This is a genomic window from Streptomyces sp. NPDC042002, assembly GCF_055588305.1.
This window is the reverse complement of sequence record NZ_JBVJCT010000028.1, coordinates 72803-90205: the sequence shown is the minus strand read 5'-3', so window position 1 is coordinate 90205 and position 17403 is coordinate 72803. Positions and strand designations below refer to the sequence as shown.

The 17403-nt window shown below is 71.3% G+C and carries 13 protein-coding genes and 1 pseudogene; 4 read left to right on the top strand and 10 right to left on the bottom strand.

The genetic code is table 11. The features are described from left to right. Positions 1-130 precede the first annotated feature (130 nt). Entirely contained in the window at positions 131-1915 is a 1785-nt protein-coding gene (locus tag ACZ6KY_RS30830) for a TIGR03767 family metallophosphoesterase (RefSeq protein ID WP_469313542.1), read from the top strand. A 90-nt stretch (positions 1916-2005) separates the two neighbouring features. Beyond that, the gene (locus ACZ6KY_RS30825) at positions 2006-3196 is read left to right on the top strand and encodes a serine hydrolase domain-containing protein (RefSeq protein ID WP_469313541.1); all 1191 of its coding nucleotides are present in this window, start codon (positions 2006-2008) and stop codon (positions 3194-3196) included. A 32-nt stretch (positions 3197-3228) separates the two neighbouring features. Here the strand turns inward: ACZ6KY_RS30825 and ACZ6KY_RS30820 are convergent, their stop codons facing one another. The 3 genes from ACZ6KY_RS30820 to pepN form a co-directional block, all read right to left on the bottom strand. Continuing rightward, positions 3229-3813 (bottom strand): isochorismatase family protein, encoded by a 585-nt coding sequence (locus ACZ6KY_RS30820; RefSeq protein ID WP_469313540.1) that lies wholly within the window; start codon positions 3811-3813, stop codon positions 3229-3231. A 166-nt stretch (positions 3814-3979) separates the two neighbouring features. Then, a complete protein-coding gene (locus ACZ6KY_RS30815; RefSeq protein ID WP_469313539.1) occupies positions 3980-5032 on the bottom strand; it encodes a hypothetical protein in 1053 nt (350 codons plus the stop codon). 255 nt (positions 5033-5287) lie between these two features. Next, positions 5288-7891 carry an aminopeptidase N gene (gene pepN / locus ACZ6KY_RS30810; RefSeq protein ID WP_469313538.1) on the bottom strand — a complete coding sequence of 868 codons (2604 nt, stop codon included), beginning with the start codon at positions 7889-7891 and terminating at the stop codon, positions 5288-5290. Positions 7892-8086: 195 nt separating this feature from the next. Between pepN and ACZ6KY_RS30805 the strand changes: the two genes are divergently transcribed. After that, positions 8087-8755: a mycothiol-dependent nitroreductase Rv2466c family protein gene (locus tag ACZ6KY_RS30805; protein WP_469313537.1), complete on the top strand. Its 669-nt coding sequence runs from the start codon at positions 8087-8089 to the stop codon at positions 8753-8755. Positions 8756-8842: 87 nt separating this feature from the next. Here the strand turns inward: ACZ6KY_RS30805 and ACZ6KY_RS30800 are convergent, their stop codons facing one another. After that, on the bottom strand, positions 8843-9046 hold the full coding sequence (locus ACZ6KY_RS30800) for a hypothetical protein (protein ID WP_469313536.1): 204 nt from the start codon (positions 9044-9046) through the stop codon (positions 8843-8845). A 191-nt stretch (positions 9047-9237) separates the two neighbouring features. On the opposite strand from ACZ6KY_RS30800, the gene ACZ6KY_RS30795 reads away from it, so the two are divergent. Continuing rightward, positions 9238-9864, top strand: coding sequence for a histidine phosphatase family protein (locus tag ACZ6KY_RS30795; RefSeq protein ID WP_469313535.1), 627 nt, complete (start codon positions 9238-9240; stop codon positions 9862-9864). Positions 9865-10010: 146 nt separating this feature from the next. Here ACZ6KY_RS30795 and ACZ6KY_RS30790 read toward each other — a convergent pair whose 3' ends face one another. The 6 genes and pseudogenes from ACZ6KY_RS30790 to ACZ6KY_RS30765 form a co-directional block, all read right to left on the bottom strand. Beyond that, the gene (locus ACZ6KY_RS30790; RefSeq protein WP_469313534.1) at positions 10011-10904 is read right to left on the bottom strand and encodes a TauD/TfdA dioxygenase family protein; all 894 of its coding nucleotides are present in this window, start codon (positions 10902-10904) and stop codon (positions 10011-10013) included. A 41-nt stretch (positions 10905-10945) separates the two neighbouring features. Beyond that, on the bottom strand, positions 10946-12334 hold the full coding sequence (locus tag ACZ6KY_RS30785) for an LLM class flavin-dependent oxidoreductase (RefSeq protein WP_469313533.1): 1389 nt from the start codon (positions 12332-12334) through the stop codon (positions 10946-10948). Between the two features lie 218 nt (positions 12335-12552). After that, a pseudogene (locus tag ACZ6KY_RS30780) lies at positions 12553-13287 on the bottom strand (ABC transporter ATP-binding protein); the annotation flags it as partial. Further along, on the bottom strand, positions 13263-14276 hold the full coding sequence (locus ACZ6KY_RS30775) for an ABC transporter permease (RefSeq protein WP_469313532.1): 1014 nt from the start codon (positions 14274-14276) through the stop codon (positions 13263-13265). The gene ACZ6KY_RS30775 and the pseudogene ACZ6KY_RS30780, both read right to left, overlap by 25 nt. A gap of 5 nt (positions 14277-14281) precedes the next feature. Then, positions 14282-15379: an ABC transporter substrate-binding protein gene (locus ACZ6KY_RS30770; RefSeq protein ID WP_469313531.1), complete on the bottom strand. Its 1098-nt coding sequence runs from the start codon at positions 15377-15379 to the stop codon at positions 14282-14284. Positions 15380-15847: 468 nt separating this feature from the next. After that, positions 15848-17113: an ROK family protein gene (locus ACZ6KY_RS30765; protein WP_469313530.1), complete on the bottom strand. Its 1266-nt coding sequence runs from the start codon at positions 17111-17113 to the stop codon at positions 15848-15850. Positions 17114-17403: the final 290 nt, after the last annotated feature.

Here is a 17403-nt window from a genome sequence, read left to right as displayed (position 1 = left end):
GCGTCGCCCGTTGCCGCCCAGTTAACGCACAGGTCATCCCCAGTGCCAACGATCCAGTATGAGCGGGGAGTTCGCGAGTCGAGCGCCCCGCGGCCACTGCCGACGCGTTCGCACTCGGGGAGACCGCGCCATGCCGCGCACACGCTCTGTCGCCGCCGTACCCGCCCTCAACCGCCGCACCCTGCTGGCCGCCACCGGAGCGGTGTCCCTCTCCGCGGGGATCGGTCTCGCCCTGCGCCCTCAGTCCCCGGCGCACGCCGCCGCACCGGCGCAGGCACCCGTCGCCGACTCCGTCGCCCACTCCAAGGACCAGTCGGCCGCGACCGGTCTGAGGACACCGGCCGGGACCGCCCCGTACACCCGCGGCACGACACTGAGCAGTGTCGCCGCTCCGCACTCCGGCTCCGCCGGGTACCGCCGGCTCGGTGACGGCGCCGGCTGGAAGCGGGTCGTGCGCGACGAACTGGCCGCGGGCAGGACGGGCCGCGCCGACCGGCGCACCGCCCTCGCCGCGTTCGTCCAGCTCACCGACCTGCACCTGATCGACTCCCAGCACCCGCTGCGCCTGGAGTATCTGCGCGCCCAGAACAAGAGCGCCTGGCGCCCGCAGGAGGCGCTGACCGTCGCGGGCGCCGTCTCGCTGGTCGAGCGCGTCAACTCCCTGCACGGAGCCCCCGTCACCGGCTCTCCGCTGCACTTCGTCATGACCACCGGGGACAACACCGACAACAACTCCAAGACGGAGCTGGAGTGGTTCCTGAAGGTCATGAGCGGTGGCCGCGTCAGCCCGAACAGCGGTGACCCGCGGCACTACGAGGGCGTCCAGGCCAGCGGCCTGAAGACGTACTGGCAGCCCGACGCCGCCCTGCGCGACGCCGACAAGCAGATCGGCTTCCCGCACATCCAGGGCTTCCTGGAAGCCGCCATCCGCGAGCTGCGCAGCCCCGGCCTGAGCCTGCCCTGGTACTCCACCGTCGGCAACCACGACGCGCTCCCGCTCGGCTGCTACGGATCGCGCGGCGACTCGTACCTCACCGAGTTCGCCGTCGGCGGCAAGAAGCTGATGTCACTGGGCTCGGCGGAGTGCGGCGCGCTCGCCGCGTCCATCAAGAGCGGCAGCAGCCCGAAGGGCGCCGAGTTCCACGCCCTGCTCAAGGCGCACACCCGGCAGATGCGCTCGGTCACGCCCGACGAGAAGCGCGCCCCGTTCACGCCCGCCGAGTACATCAAGGCGCACCTCGACCCGGCGCACACCGGACCGGGCCCGATCGGCCACGGCTACTCCTCCGCGAACCTCTCCGCGGGTACCCAGTACTACACGTTCCGCATCGCCGAGGACGTCATCGGCGTCAGCCTGGACACCACCGACCCCGGCGGCCACTACGAGGGCTCGATCGGCACGGCGCAGCTGCGCTGGCTGGAGAAGACACTGCGCGAGAACAAGGACTCGTACGTCGTCGTCTTCAGCCACCACACCAGCAAGACGATGCGCAACACCCACGCCGACCCGGCCCACCCGACCGAGAAGCGGCACGGCGGGAACGAGGTCGTCGCCCTCCTCGCGAGCTTCGGCAACACGCTGGCCTGGGTCAACGGCCACACCCACAAGAACGAGATCATCCCGCACGCCGCCCCCGGCAACCGTTCCTTCTGGGAGATCTGCACCGCCTCCCACGTCGACTTCCCCCAGCTCGCCCGCGTCATCGAGCTGGTGGACAACAAGGACGGCACGCTCTCGCTCTTCACGACCCTCATCGAGTCCGCGGCCCCGCACGCCACGGACTTCTCCGACCTCAGCCAGACGGGCCTCGCGGCGCTCTACCGCGAGCTCTCCTTCAACGCGCCCGGCGCCCGCACCGACCTGTCGGGCGCCTCGCGCGACCGCAACACCGAGCTGATCCTGAAGAAGGGCTGAAAACGGCCCAACCCGCACTGTCCGGGCAACCCGGTGATATGCCCTCGTGTCCGTCCCGTTGACCGAGTCCAACGGTGAGATGGGGAAGACATGAGGGTACGTACGGGACTGGTGGGGGCGACCGCCGCGGCGGTCGCGGTGACGCTGGCGGGACCCGCCGCGGCGGCGCCCGCGAGGAGCGACCACTCGCCGACCCGGCAGGCCATGGAGGCGGCCGTCCGCGACGGTGTGCCCGGTGTGACGGCGACCGCCGTGGACCGGCACGGGGCGTGGTCCGCCACGACGGGCGTCGGCGACCTGCGGACCGGCGCACCGCGCTCGACGGCCGACCGCTACCGGGTCGGCAGCATCACCAAGACCTTCGTCTCCACCGTCCTGCTCCAACTGGAGGCGGAGGGACGGCTGTCACTGGACGACACGGTGGACCACTGGCTGCCCGGGGTGGTGCGGGGCAACGGCAACGACGGCACCAGGATCACCGTCCGCCAGCTCCTCGACCACACCAGCGGGCTCTTCAACTACACGACCGACGAGGACTTCCTCGCCACCCACTTCTTCAAGGACGGATTCCTCCGGCACCGCTACGACACGGTGACCCCCGAACAGCTCGTCGCCGTCGCCCTGTCCCACAAGCCGGACTTCGCGCCCGGCACGTCCTGGAACTACTCGAACACGAACTACGTCGTGGCCGGCATGGTGATCGAGAAGGTCACCGGCCACTCCTACGCCTCGCAGATCCGCGACCGGATCATCAAGCCCCTCGGTCTGCACGCCACTTCGGTCCCCGGCACCAGGGTGACGGTTCCGTGGCCCAGCGCCAGGGCGTACTCCAAGCTGGCCGCGACGACGACGGGACCGACGTACGACGTCACCACGCTGAACCCGTCCATGGCCTCCTCCGCGGGAGAGATGATCTCCGACAGCGCCGACCTGAACCGCTTCTACACGGCCCTCCTGCGAGGCAGGCTCCTGCCGCGCAAGCAGCTCACGGAGATGCGGACGACGGTCGGGATCGACGGCGTCCCGGACATGCGCTACGGCCTCGGCCTCCTGGAGCTGAAGCTGAGCTGCGGCGTCCAGGTCTGGGGCCACGACGGCGGCATCCACGGCTCGTCCTCCTTCGCGGTCACCACGGCGGACGGCCGCCACTCCCTCGCCCTCAACTTCAACGGGGACTGGACGGGGGACAGCGAAGCGGTGGTCGAGGCGGAGTTCTGCGGGAAGCGGCCGGACCCGCCCCTGGACGTGCCGCCCTCGCCGTCCACGGCCGGCCGGTTGTAGGGCGCCTCCGCCGGAATCGACCGGGCAGGCCCTCAGTCCGCGGCCCTCGTCCGGTCCGCCGCTCTCGTCGCGAAGCTCACCTTCGCCGTCTCGACGGTGTCCCCGCGCCGGCCGGGCGCGCTCTGCCACTTCCAGTACAGATTGGTGTGGGCGATGACCTCGGCCGGCGTGGGGGCGCCGTACGCGGTGAGGTCCTCCGTGGTGTGGGCATCGCCGACCAGAGTGACGTCGTACCCGCGGGTGAACGCGCCGTGCAGGGTGGAGCGGACGCAGACGTCGGTCTGGGCACCGGTGACCAGCACATGGCCCACGGCGCGCTCGGCGAGCAGGTCCTCCAGGTCGGTGGCCTCGAAGGAGTCGCCGTAGTTCTTGTGGACGACGGGCTCCGCGTCCCGGCGGACCAGCTCCGGCACGTACTGCCAGGACTCGCTGCCGCGCTTCATCTGGTCGTCGGAGTGCTGCACCCAGATCACCGGCACCGCCTCGGCGCGGGCCCGGGCGACGAGCGTGTCGATGTTCGCGATCACACGGGGGAGCTCGTGGGCGCCGTCCACCGCTCCGTGCTGCATGTCGATCACCAGCAGCGCGGTGTTCGGGCGATCGGGCAGGGTCGTCATCAGGGTCTCCTGTCTTGCTCGGCACGGCAGCCGCGTTCGGCCATGGTTCCTCTGCTCAACCACACTAGATCGGGGCACTGACAACGCCACCGGAACGCGGGAGGGGGTCCACGAGAACACCTCGTGGGCCCCCTCCCTCCCCGCCTGGCACCGACCCGGTCCGTCACTACCTGGGCAGCACCACGACATGCGCCGCCGGATCGCGGTCCTTCGAGGCCATCAGCGCGGTGCGCACGACCGTGGCCTGCTGCTCCATCGCGTCCCGCAGCTTGCGCGGGGTGATGTGGACGACGGTGATGCCCAGCCGTTCCAGGTACTCGCGCTTGCGGGCGTACTCGGACCGGGCGGCGTCCGCGTCCTGGCGCGCGGTGCGGGTGTCCAGCTCGACCGCCACCGCCTGCTCGGGCCAGTACGCGTCCAGGCCGCCGAGGTGCGGGCCGCCCGGCAGCCGCAGGTCGACGTTCCAGACGGGGTCAGGCAGCCCGTGTTCGAAGACCATCCGGTACAGCCGGTTCTCCGCGATCGCCCTGCCCTCCGCCACCAGCGAGTCCACGGCGTCCACCAGGTGCGGGCGGCCGAGCAGCCGGGCCGCCGTCAACTCCTCCACGACAGCGCGCGGTTCACAGCGGCCCCGGCGCACCGCCTCCGTCAGCAGCCCGCGCACGGCCTCCGCGTCGGTCAGCTCCGCGGCAGCGTCGGCCAGCGCGCGGGGCACGGCGGCGACCGGGACCCCGGCCACGAACTCGGGGGCCGGCAGCACGGTCGTACGCACGATGCGGACGCAGCCGGTCGAGCGCAGCCGGCGCAGCCGGGGGACCAGTACGTCGATCGTGTCGAGGGAGAGCAGCGGCGGGGCCGAGGCGAAGCCGTGCAGGGCCAGCGCCGCCAGGCCGGTGATCAGCGCGTCCGGGTGGGGCCGGGGGGTGTGCGGTTCCTCGGACACCGGCTGGGCCGGGATGCCGGTCGCCGTGCGGGCGGCGGGGGTACGGGCGGAGTAGAGCAGCGCCGCGTGCAGTCGCTCCTCGGGTGTGGGCGGCCCGGGACGCAGGAGGAAGACGCCGGGAAGGATCCGCTGCCAGGGCCCGCCGGGCCGGCACCGCTCGTTGGTGTCCGCGGTGGTCACGCCGTGGCCGCGCAGTTCGGCGGTGGTCAGGATCCGGTGCCGCACGGGGGACGAGGGACGGAGGGTGTGGGGGGAGAGCGGGGTGCTGGGGTTCATGAACCGGGGATTCCCGCCCGGCAGCCGTCTTCTAACCGCTGTTACCCGCTCGTCGGCAAATCAGGACAAGCGCGCCCTGAAGTACGGGCGTTCGACTGCCGAAAGACGCTGGTCCGGACGGTGATTAATACGGGTTACGGCTCTGAATACCTGCATTTCGTAACCAGTGCGGGCAGGTGATCGGTTCACCGGAGAGGGCACCGGGCGCGGGTGGCGCCGGCGCCCTCTCCGGTGTGGTTCGCGTGGGGCGGGTGATCAGCCCGCCGCGGCGAGGTCGCAGGCCTGCCCGCGCAGCGCCCGCGCCAGATCGTCCCGCGCCTCCAGCACCAGCCGGCGCAGCGCGGGCGGCGCGTCCTCGTGCGACGCGAGCCAGGCGTCCGTCGCCTCCAGGGTCTCCGGGGAGTCCTGGAGCGAGGGGAACAGCCCCCGGACCACGTCCATGCCGATCTGGATGGACCGCTCCGCCCAGACGCGGCCGATCGCGGCGAAGTACTTGGCGGCGTACGGCGCGAGCAGGTCCCGCCGGGACGGCTGGGCGAAGCCGGAGATGGTCGCCTCGACGAGCGCGTTGGAGAGCGCGTCGGACTCCACGACGGCCGCCCAGGCCTGGGCCTTGACCGCCGCCGAGGGGCGGGCGGCGAGGCAGCGGACCTGGTGCCGCTTGCCGGACGCCGTGTCGTCGCGGGCGAGTTCGGCGGCGAGAACGGACTCGTCGGCGGCGCCCCGCGCGGCCAGCGGCTCCAGGAACGCCCAGCGCAACTCCTGGTCGACCTCCAGCCCGTCGATCTCGGCCGTCCCCTCCAACAGGCCCTGGAGCAACTGGACATCGGCCTCGCTCGACGCCACGTCGGCGAAGAAGCGGGCCCAGGCGAGCTGGTGCTGGCCGCCCGGCCCGGCGAGCCGCAGCTCCTTCAGCGCGCCCTCGGCGAGCAGCTCTCCGCCCTGCGCGCGCCAGTCGGGCGCCACGTAGTTGACGAGCGCGGAGTTCGCCCAGGCGTGCAGCATCTGGAGCACGCCGATGTCGGACTCGCGGCCCGCGAAACGCAGCACCAGAGCGATGAAGTCCCGGGCGGGCAGGAGCGCGTCGCGCGTGAGATTCCACAGCGCGGACCAGCACAGGGCCCGGGCGAGCGGGTCGGTCATCTCGCCGAGTCCGTCCCGCAGGGTGGCCAGCGAGCCCTCGTCGAAGCGGATCTTGCAGTACGTGAGGTCGTCGTCGTTGACGAGGACCAGATCGGGGGCCTCCGCGCCGGCCAGGTCGGCGACGACCGTGCGCGGCCCGTCGACATCCACCTCGGCGCGCGCGTAGCGGACGAGCGAGCCGTCCCCGCCCTCGCCCGGCGACCGCCGGTAGAGGCCCACGGCCACGCGGTGCGGGCGCAGTTCGGGATGGGACTCGGCGGCCTCCTGGACGATTCCCAGCTCGGTGACGCGCCCTTCGGCGCTCAGGATCACCTGCGGGGTGAGGGAGTTGACGCCCGCGGTCTGGAGCCAGGACCGGGACCAGGCGGCCATGTCCCGTCCGCTCGTCTCCTCCAGGGCCGACAGCAGATCGCCGAGGCGCGTGTTGCCGTACGCGTTCCGCTTGAAGTAGCGGCGGGCGCCCTCCAGGAAGGCGTCCTGCCCGACGTACGCCACCAACTGCTTCAGGACCGAGGCGCCCTTGGCGTAGGTGATGCCGTCGAAGTTCAGTTTTGCGTCCTGGAGGTCACGGATGTCGGCCGTGATCGGGTGCGTGGACGGCAGTTGGTCCGCGCGGTAGGCCCAGGCCTTGCGGCGGTTGGCGAACGTGATCCAGGCGTCGGTGAAGCGGGTCGCGCCGACGTTCGCGAACGTGCCCATGAAGTCGGCGAAGGACTCCTTCAGCCACAGGTCGTCCCACCACACCATGGTGACGAGGTCGCCGAACCACATGTGCGCCATCTCGTGCAGGATGACGTTCGCCCGCGCCTCGTACGACGTCTGCGTCACCTTGCCGCGGAAGATGTACTCCTCGCGGAAGGTGACGAGACCCGGGTTCTCCATCGCGCCGAGGTTGTACTCGGGGACGAACGCCTGGTCGTACTTCCCGAAGGGGTACGGGTAGTCGAAGTGGTCGTGGAAGAAGTCCAGCCCCTGCTTGGTCACCAGGAACACGTCGTCGGCGTCGAAGTGGGGGGCCAGGCCCTTGCGGCACATCGCGCCGAGGGGGATCTCCAGCTTCGTACCGTCGTCGAAGGTGCGGGAGTAGGAGTCCGTCACGTAGTGGTACGGGCCCGCCACGACCGCCGTGATGTACGTGGAGATCGGCTTCGTCTCGGCGAACTTCCAGACGCCGTCGGTCAGTTCACCGAGGCCGTTGCTCCAGGCGGTCCAGCCCTCGGGGGCCCGCACCTCGAAGCGGTACGGCGCCTTGAGGTCGGGCTGCTCGAAGTTCGTGAACACGCGCCGCGCGTCGGCGGGCTCGTACTGCGTGTACAGGTACACCTCGCCGTCCTCGGGGTCGACGAAGCGGTGCATGCCCTCGCCGGTGCGCGAGTAGGCGCACTGCGCGTCCACCACGAGTTCGTTCTCGGCGGCGAGGTCCTCCAGCCGGATCCGGGAGCCGTCGAACACCTCGCCCGGGTCGAGGTCCCGGCCGTTGAGCGAGACGGCCGTCACACGCGGCGCGATCAGGTCCGCGAAGCTCGCGGCGCCCGGCTCGGCGCAGCGGAAGCGGAGCGTGGTGACCGAGCGGAAGGTGCGGGGCCCGCCGGCCGCGGTGCCGGGCTCCGTCTCCCCGACGGCCGAGCGCAGGTCGAGGAAGACGTCGTAGCTGTCGACGGACAGCAGTGCCGCCCGTTCCTGGGCCTCTTCGCGGGACAGGTTCTCACCGGGCACGGCTGCACTCCCTCATGGCGTCATAGACATGTGCGAACAGGACCGATCCTGCCATGTGCCCCTGACGGGGGGCACCGCGACAGCGGGGACACCGGGGGAATCGCGCCGACGCGCGGGAATCTCCCGTACGCCCCGGGAATGGCGCGGGCGAGTGCCGGTGTTGGTGAGGGGAAAGACCGCGTTCCGAGGAGAGCCATGCCCGAGCAGACCGTTCAGACCAGTTCCGGCAAGACCCCCGTCGACTTCTGGTTCGATCCGCTGTGCCCCTGGGCCTGGATGACCTCGCGGTGGGTGCTGGAAGTGGAGAAGGTCCGCGACATCGAGGTCCGCTGGCACATCATGAGCCTCGCCGTACTGAACGAGCCCAAGCTGGACGAGCTTCCCGACCACTACCGCGAGATGCTCGCGACCACGGCGTGGGAGTCCGTGCGGGTGGTCACCGCCGCCTGGCAGAAGCACGGCGACGACGTCCTCGGCCCGCTGTACACCGCGCTCGGCACCCGCTTCCACAACGACGGCACGGGTCCGACCAAGGAGGCGATAGCCGGCGCCCTCGAGGAGGTCGGACTTCCCGCCGACCTGATCGACTACGCCGACCAGAAGGACTTCGAGTTCGACGCCGAGCTGCGCGCCTCCCACAAGGAGGGCATCGACAAGGTCGGCCAGGAGGTCGGCACCCCGGTCATCGCCGTCCCCGGTGCCGACGGCGAGCAGCTCGCCTTCTTCGGCCCGGTCGTCACCCCGGCCCCCAAGGGCGAGGAAGCCGCCAAGCTCTGGGACGGCACGCTCATGGTCGCCTCGGTGCCGGGCTTCTACGAGATCAAGCGCACGCGTACGGCGGGACCGGACTTCAGCAACCTGTAGGGGACCTCGCCCCGGGGCGGTCCGGGACTACGTGGTCTCGGGCTATGTGGTCTCGGGCTACGTAGTCCAGGGCTATGTGGTCTCGGACTATGTGGTCTTGGGCTCGGGGAAGTTGTCGCCGTCGCGCCAGTTGCTCCAGCGCTGGAAGCGGCGGCAGCCCGGACGGGTACAGCGATGGTAGGCGGCCGGGTCGTCCACCTGCTTGATCCGTCGTACGGCCGCCTCCTCGTCCTTGGTCAGCCTGCGGAACGTCTTCAGCGGTCCTTCGCAGTTCGGGCAGCGCACATCCACGGCGACACCTCCGTATGACAACCGTCCGGGTGCCGGACGCCGGCCCCGCGAGAGTATGCGCTCGCGGGGCCGGCCCGGTCCCGCCGCTCCCGTGCGCCCTGGTCGGCCGGTGGACCGGAGCGCCGCGGCCGGCTCCCCGGTCCCCTCGCGGCGCCCCCAGGGGCCCGCCTCGACCTGGATACTGCGGCCTCATGAGTACTACGAGCCGCAGTACGACCCTCCTCCTGGCCCGGCACGGGCAGACCGTCTGGCACGCGGAGAACCGCTACGCCGGAGTGAGTGACGTCCCCCTCACCGACGAGGGCCGAGCCCAGGCGGAAACCCTCGGCCGCTGGGCCGCCGCGCACCCGGTCGACGCGATCTGGACCTCGACCATGTCCCGCGCCGTCGAAACCGCGGAGCCCGCGTGCCGCGCCCTCGGACTCGCCGCGCGGCGCGAACCCGCCCTGCGCGAATGCGACTTCGGGGTGGTGGAGGGCCGTACGCTCGCCGAGTTCGAGCTGGAGAACCCGGTCCGGGCCAAGTCGTTCCAGGCCGATCCGGTGTCCTACCCATTCCCCGAGGCGGAGGATCCGCGCACCGCGGCGGCCCGGGGAACGCGCGCCCTGCGCCACATCGCCGCGGCCCACCCCGGCCAACGCGTGCTGGTCGTCGCCCACAACACCCTGCTGCGCCTGGCGCTGTGCACGGTCCTGTCCATCCCGCTGGGCGAGTACCGCCGGGTCCTGCCGGGCCTCGGCAACGCGGCGCTCACCGGACTCCGGGTGGAGGACGGTTCGGCCGCCCTGCTCTCGCTCAATGTGCCGTGCGCCCCGTGACGGCCGGGGAGTCGCGTCCGGACGCGCGAAAGGGCCCTCGCGTGACGCCGTTCGTCACGTGAGGGCCCCTTCGGTGAGGTGGCACACCGGTCAGGCGCGGGCGCGCACCTGCCGCCGGACATGGCCGACCGCCGCCGGGAACAGCGTCATGCGGCCACCGATGTGTAGTGCGAGGCGTCGCCCGCGATCGAGTAGCTCTCCTTGCCCTCGATGCCGACCGGCACGTCACCGGCGACCGTCACACGGTGCAGCCGGCGCGGCAGACCGTCGTAGTTGTCGATCGCGTAGTGCTGGGTGATCCGGTTGTCGAACAGGACCAGCTGGTTCGGGGACCAGCGCCAGCGCAGGATGTTCTCGGGCCGGGTGACGTACGACTGGAGCAGGTCGAGGATCTTGCGGGACTCGCCCACCGACAGCCCGGCGATCCGCTGCGCGAACCCGCCTATGAAAAGACCGCGTTCACCGGTCAGCGGGTGGACCCGGACGACCGGGTGGGCGGTGCGGAACTTGATGGACGTGAACTGGGCCCGCTGCGCGGCCTGTTCCTCGTCGATGTTCTCGTCCGGCACCGCGTAGTCGTAGTCGTTGGTGTGCTCGGCCCACAGGGTGTCGGCGAGCGCGCGGAGCGGTTCGGGCAGATCGCGGTAGGCGGACGCGGAGTTGGCGATGAGCGTCTCACCGCCGTACGGGGGCACGGTGATGCTGCGCAGGGTGCTGGCCTGCGGCGGGTTGAGCACGAAGGTCACGTCGGTGTGCCAGTGGTTCGCGCGGCCCCGCTCGCTGTCGACGGGCAGCACGTTCGGGGCGCCGTCCACGGCGGGCACGGTGGGGTGCGCGGTGGTGAGGTCGCCGAAGTGGCGGGCGAAGGCCTGCTGGCCCTCGTCGTCCAGGTCGACGTCGTCGAAGACCAGCGCCTTGTGCTGGTTGAGGGCGGTGCGCAGGGCGGCGGCGGTGACGTCGTCCAAGGGCTTGGAGATGTCGACGCCGGCGACACGGGCACCGATGTGCGCGGTGACCTTCTGGATCTCGATGTCTGGCATGGGGTGCGGGTCCTTTCGGAACGGATCGGGCGGGCGTGCGGTCAGGCGAGGGCGGTTGCGGGCGTTGGCTCCGGTGTGGTTGTGGGTGCGGTGGTCGTGGGCGGGGTCGCGTACTGGTTGGCCGGGCGCGGGAGGCCGTAGCGCTCCCGCAGGGTCTGCCGGGGCCCGTACTCGCGGCGGAGCAGTCCCCGGTCGCGCAGGATGGGCACCACGTGGTCCACGAAGAGGGCGAGGCCGGACGGCAGCACGGCGGGCATGATGTTGAAGCCGTCGGCGGCGCCCCGCCGGAACCACTCCTCGATCGCGTCGGCGACCTGCTCGGGCGTGCCGGTGAAGGTCAGATGGCCCCGCCCGCCGCCGAGCCGGCCGATCAGCTCGCGCACGGTGAGCCGCTCGCGCCGGGCGAGCTCCACCACGAGGGTGTAGCGGCTCTTGGCCCCCTCGATCGCGCTCTCCGGCGGCAGGTCGGCGGGCAGTTGCGCGTCGAGGCCGAGGGTGCCCGGTTCCAGGTGCAGCAGACGCTCCAGGCGGTTCAGCCCGTGCTCGTGGACGATGTGGTCCTCGAGGACACGTTCGTGGGCGCGCGCCTCCGCCTCGGTCGAGCCGATGACCGGGACGATGCCGGGCAGGACCTTGATGTGGTCCGGGTCCCGGCCGGCCTGTGCGGTACGGGACTTGAGGTCGGCGTAGAAGTCCTGCGCGTCCGCCAGGGTCTGCTGGGCGGTGAACACGGCTTCCGCGTACCTGGCCGCGAACCGCTTGCCGTCCTCCGATGAGCCGGCCTGCACGAGGAGCGGGTAACCCTGCGGTGTGCGGGGCACGTTGAGGGCGCCGTCGACGCTGAAGTACGTCCCCTTGTGGCGTGCGGGGTGGATCTTGCCCGGGTCGCCCCAGACGCCCGCCCCCTTGTCGGCGACGACCAGGTCGTCCTCCCAGCTGTCCCAGAGCTTGAGCGCCACGTCCAGGAACTCGGCGGCGCGCTGGTAGCGGGTGGCGTGCGCGGGCTCGTCGTCGAGACCGAAGTTGCGGGCGGCCTCCGCGCCCGCGGTGGTGACGATGTTCCAGCCCGCGCGGCCACCGCTGATGTGGTCCAGGGAGGCGAATCTGCGGGCCAGGTTGTAGGGGGAGTTGTAGGACGTGGACGCGGTGGCGATCAGGCCGATGTGTTCGGTGGCGGTGGCCAGCGCGGTGAGCAGGGTGATGGGTTCGAGGGCACCGGACGGGCGCTGGCCCACGCTGTTGAACAGGACCGGGCCGTCGGCGAGGAAGAGCGAGTCGAAGGTGCCGCGTTCGGCGAGCCGGGCGAGGCGTACGTAGTGGGCCGTCTCGACATGGGCGTACGGGTCGCTCTCCGGGAGCCGCCAGGAGGCCTCGTGGTGGCCGGTGTTCATCAGGAAGGCGTTGAGATGGAGTCGGCGCGGACTGGTCACGGGTGCTTCTCCTTCTGGTGCGCGGACAGGCCGTGCCCGGTGTCGTCGTCCGCTGTTCCGTCCGGTCCCGCGGTGACGTCGCCCGCCGTTCTGTCCGGTCCCGCGGTGAACCGTGCCGTGGCTCCGTCCGGTTTCGCGGCGGGCTGTGCCGTGGTTCCGTCCGGTTCCGTGGTGGGGCGCGCCGTCGTTCCCCGGTGTTCCGTTCCTTCCGGTGTTCCTGTCACGTCCTCGGTCACCCCGAGGGCGCTCAGTAGGCGTTCGCGGTACTCGCCGAGCCGGGGATCGCGGTACGAGCGCGGGTGCGGGCGGTCGATGGCCAGGTCGAGGCCGATGCGGCCGCGGTCGAGCACGAGCACCCGGTCGGCGAGCACGATCGCCTCGTCCACGTCGTGCGTGACGAGCAGCACGGACGGACGGTGGCGCTCCCACAGTTCGCGCAGCAGCACGTGCATCCGGATCCGGGTGAGCGCGTCCAGCGCCCCGAACGGTTCGTCGGCGAGGAGCAGTTCGGGTTCCCGTACGAGCGAACGGGCCAGGGCGGCGCGCTGTGCCTCCCCACCGGACAGCTCGTTGGGCCAGGCCCGTTCGCGCCCCGCGAGTCCCACCTCGGCGAGGGCGGAGCGGCCCCTCTCCGCCGCCTCCCGGCCGTCCGTGCCGAGCAGGACGTTGTCGAGGACGCGGCGCCAGGGCAGCAGCCGGGAGTCCTGGAAGACGACGGACACCCTGTCCGGGGCGGTGAGCCGCCCGCTCCCGGCGACGCCGTGATCCAGGCCGGCGATGGCGCGCAGCAGCGTGCTCTTGCCGGACCCGCTGTGTCCGAGCAGGGCGGTGAACTGGCCCGCCGGGAGGTCGAGGTCGATCCCGTCGAGGACCGTACGACCCTCGAACGACCTGGTGAGACCACGCAGTCGGACCGTGTGGGAACGGGTCAGTTGCTGAGTGTGCGTCGCCACGACAGCACCTTTCGTTCGATGAGACGAACCGCGCTGTCGGACACGAGCCCGAAGATGCCGTAGATCAGCAGACCGACGAGGATGATGTCGGTCCGGCCGTAGTTCTGGGCCTGGAACATCATGTAGCCGAGGCCGCTGGTGGCGTTGATCTGCTCCAGGACGACCAGGGAGAGCCAGGAGGCGGTCACCCCGAGCCGCAGTCCGACGAAGAAGCCGGGCAGCGCGCCGGGGATCACGATCTCCCGTACGAAACGGATCCTCGACAGCCCCTGTACCTCGGCGAGTTCGACATACCGGTGGTCGATGCCGGACAGGGCGGAGTGCAGGTTCAGGTAGATCGGGATGTAGACGACGATGGCGATGATCGCGATCTTGAAGGTCTCGCCGATGCCGAGCCAGAGGATGAACAACGGGATCAGGCCGAGGGTCGGGATCGCCCGGTTGAGCTGCACGGTCCCGTCGATCAGCGCCTCCCCGACCCGGCTGAGCCCGGACGCGAGGGCGAGGACGACCCCGGCGGTCAGGCCCAACGCGAACCCGTATCCCGCGCGCTCCAGGGACGTCAGCACATCGGTGGGCAGGGTGCCGTCGGTCCACAGATGACCGGTGGTCCTCAGTACCGTCCAGGGTGCGGGAATCGCGCCCGGGTCCAGCTGTCCGGCGGCGGACGCGACGGCCCACAGGGCGAGGAACAACGCCGGACCGATGAGCCGGGAGGCGGGCAGCCGCTTGCCGGGCGCGAGGCCGCGGCGCCGGGCACGACGAGCCCGACGGGACCGGCGTTCGTCCACCCCGGTCTCACCCGCGCCGGTGTCGCCCGCCGCGGTCTCACCCGCCCCGGTGTCCCCCGTCTCTGTCCCGACCGTTGCGGCCGGGGCCGAGGCCTGCCCGGTTCCGGCGTCGGCGTCGTCCGTGATCGCGGTCGAAGGAGTGGGGGAGTGGGTGGTCCCGGTTGTGGTCCTGGCCGTGGTCGTGGTCCTGGTCGTCATGGCCGTCACCTCCGGTATTCCGCGGGGACGGACTTGGCCGCGATGGCCTCGAAACGCCGGTCGAAGAGCGAGTCGACCTTGAACCCCTTCACGAAGCCGCCCGCCGCCAGCAGATCGGCGGTCTCCTGCTCCCACTTGACGGCTTCGTCCCAACTCGGCGGGAACAGCGGCTTGTTGGCGAGCGCGGTGATCGACTGCGCCTGCGCGAGTGTCAGGTTCTGCGTCTTGACGTAGAACTCCTCGTTCCAGGCGCCGGGGTGCTCGTACGCCCACACCTGGCCCTTCGCCCAGCGCGGGATGTACGCGGCGACCGCGGCCGCCTTCGCGCGGTCGGCCAGCACCGAGGCCGGCGCCCAGAGCAGGTTGAGCAGGTCCACCACGTCGGTGGCGATGGTGTGGGCGCCCTTGGACCCGTACTGCTTGAGGTAGGCCGGACTCTGGCTGTTGGCGAGCGGTGCGATGTCCACCTGGCCGGCCTGGAGCGCGGTGAGGAACTGGTTGCTGGTCAGCGGTACGAGGGTCACGTCGCCGTAGGCGATGCCGGCCTGCTTGAGGGCGCGCAGCAGGACGACACCCTGCGCCTGGCCCTGCGAGAAGGCCAGCTTCCTGCCCTTGAAGTCCCGCACGTCCCGGATGTCGCTGCCGGGCTTGGTGGCGAACAGGTAGTTGGGCTTGCGGGTGATGTTGATCGCGACGATCTTCGCGTCGAAGCCCTGGAAGTGCGCCTGGATCGGCGGGATGCCCGCGTTGTTCCCGACGTCCAGGGACTTGGCGCGGAACGCGTTGATGACATCGGGACCGGCGCCGATGTTCACCCAGTCGGAGACGGTGAACGGCAGTGCGGCCAGCCCCGCCAGCTTGAACTGGAGTTCCTGGACGCCCTGGTACGAGGCGATCGAGAGTTTGGTGCCCCGCGGCACCTTGCCGGACAGGGGCGCCGATATGTCCGCCCCGGAGCGGGCGTCGGCCGTACTGGCACCCGCGCAGCCGCTCAGCCCGGCGGCGGCCACGCCGAGCACGGAGGACAGGAACACGCGCCGGTCGACACCGGGCCTGGAGGGCGAGGAGGAGGACAAGGGGGACTGTGACGACTGTGGTGGCATGGAAGGACTCCGGGGATTCCAAGTGGCGGGAGGGCGCGCGGAGTTCCGGGCAGGGCGAAGCCGGAAGGACGGGACGCACGCCGAAGGGACGCACGCTGGTGGCGTGCCTGAGGGGACGAGCCGGCCGGGGACGACGGCAGTTGAACGCTCCGCGCGGCGACGTCGACGGACCTGCCCCGGTGCGACGACGGCCGACCGGTCTTCCGCGTGACGGCGTGACGGCGCAACGGCGGTCGAGTGGCCTTCCGGGCGAAGGCTGCCGAACGGACCTCAGCGCTTCAGCGGATCACCGTCAGTGGATCGGCGTGTCAGCGGATCAGCGGCAATGGGTCAGCAACAACGTGTGCGTGCGACCCGCATCAGGTCGACCACACGGCACTTGGTGAGCGGAACCTGCACCCGCGCGCTGCTCATGCACATGATGCTCCTGTCCGGGAACGAGCCCTGTCAACATTCCGACTTTCTGAATTAATTCGCTCCCGGTGGGGAGCCCGAAGAACCCAGACGTGCGCCCGAAGAAGTCGGACGCGAGCCCGAGGAGCCCCGGCGCGAGCCCGAGGAGCCCAGCGGATCGCGGTACAGGACGTCGAGCACGACCGATCCGCCCGCCACGGCCAGCACCGAATCCGGGAAGCTGGTCGGGACGACAGCGGACGCCCGCTCCGGGCCCACCGCCTCGCGCAGCGCGCCGAGGCAGTCCTCCCGGTGCACGGCACCGATCTCGGTGACGACGACCGTCTCCGGGTTGAGCACGTCGAGCAGCAGCCCCGCCGCCCGCCCGACCATCCGGGACCGCTCCAGCAGCAGCCGTACGGCCAGCGGGTCGCCGTCGGTCGCCGCGGAGAGCACGTGCTGGGGATTCGAGCCGTCGATGACACCCAGTTCACGGGCCCGCCGGCACAGTGTCCGTTCGCTCAGTTCGGCCTGGAGGCACCCCGTCCGCCCGCAGTCGCACCGCTCCGACCCTCCCGTCAGGGGCAGATGGGCGATCGCGCCTGCCTGCGAGCGCGGCCCGTAGTGCACCTGGTCGTGGGTGGCGAAGGCGGCATCCACCACATTGCCGACAAAGAGATGCAGCACGCTCCGGCTGCCCCGGGCCCGCCCGAACAGCCGCTCCCCGTTCACCAACGCCCGCGCGTGACCGTCCACATGGACCGGCAGTCCCGTGCGTGCCCCGATGGCCTCCCGGACGGCCACGTCGCGCCAGCCCAGCAGCGTGTGCTCCACGATCGTGCCGGAGTCCGGGTCGACCCAGCCGCCGGCCGCCACCCCGATACCCAGGGCGGTACGGCCGGGGAAGCCCGCGAGGAGGGCGGTGATCCCGTCCGCGGCGTTCGCGAGAACCAGGCCCGGCTCGGTGCGGTCGTGCCGCAGACGCTTCTCGGCGAGGACGCGCCCGCGCAGGTCCAGCAGCGCGACGGTCGTGTACGGCACGGCCACGTGTACTCCGCCGACCACGAACCGGGAGCGGTCCAGGTCGACCGGGAGATGCGGCCGCCCGACCCCGCCCGACCGGAGAGGCGCGGCGGCCTCCCGGATCAGGCCCCGTTCGGTGAACCGGGCGCAGTAGTCGGTCACCGACGCCGGGGAGAGTCCGGTCAGCCGGGAGATCGTGCTGCGGGCGACCGGTCCGTGCTCCAGCACGGACCGCAGGATCACGCTGGCGCTGGCCCGGCGCCGGTCGAGTACGGGGGAGCGCGGGGATGTCGAAGGGGGTGCCACGGTACTGGCCATGGGGCTCTTCCTCGGGGCTGGTCCGGCACTGCGCCGTCACGTACGCCACGTCACCTCGGGGGCGACGTGCGCCTGGTGTGGTCCGCTGTGGTCTCGTACCGGCGAGCCGGATCCGCTCCGCCCCGCCTCAGGACGGGCGTCGACAGGTGGCAGTGCCCTGGCGTCGCAGGTCGACATAGCGACGCGACGCGAAGTTCAGGGCCTGGGGAACCATGGGGTGAAGGGTAGGGGGTTGGTCATGGGGCCTGCCAGGTACGCCCAAGGACCGGACAGCCAGGGCCCGTTCCCGC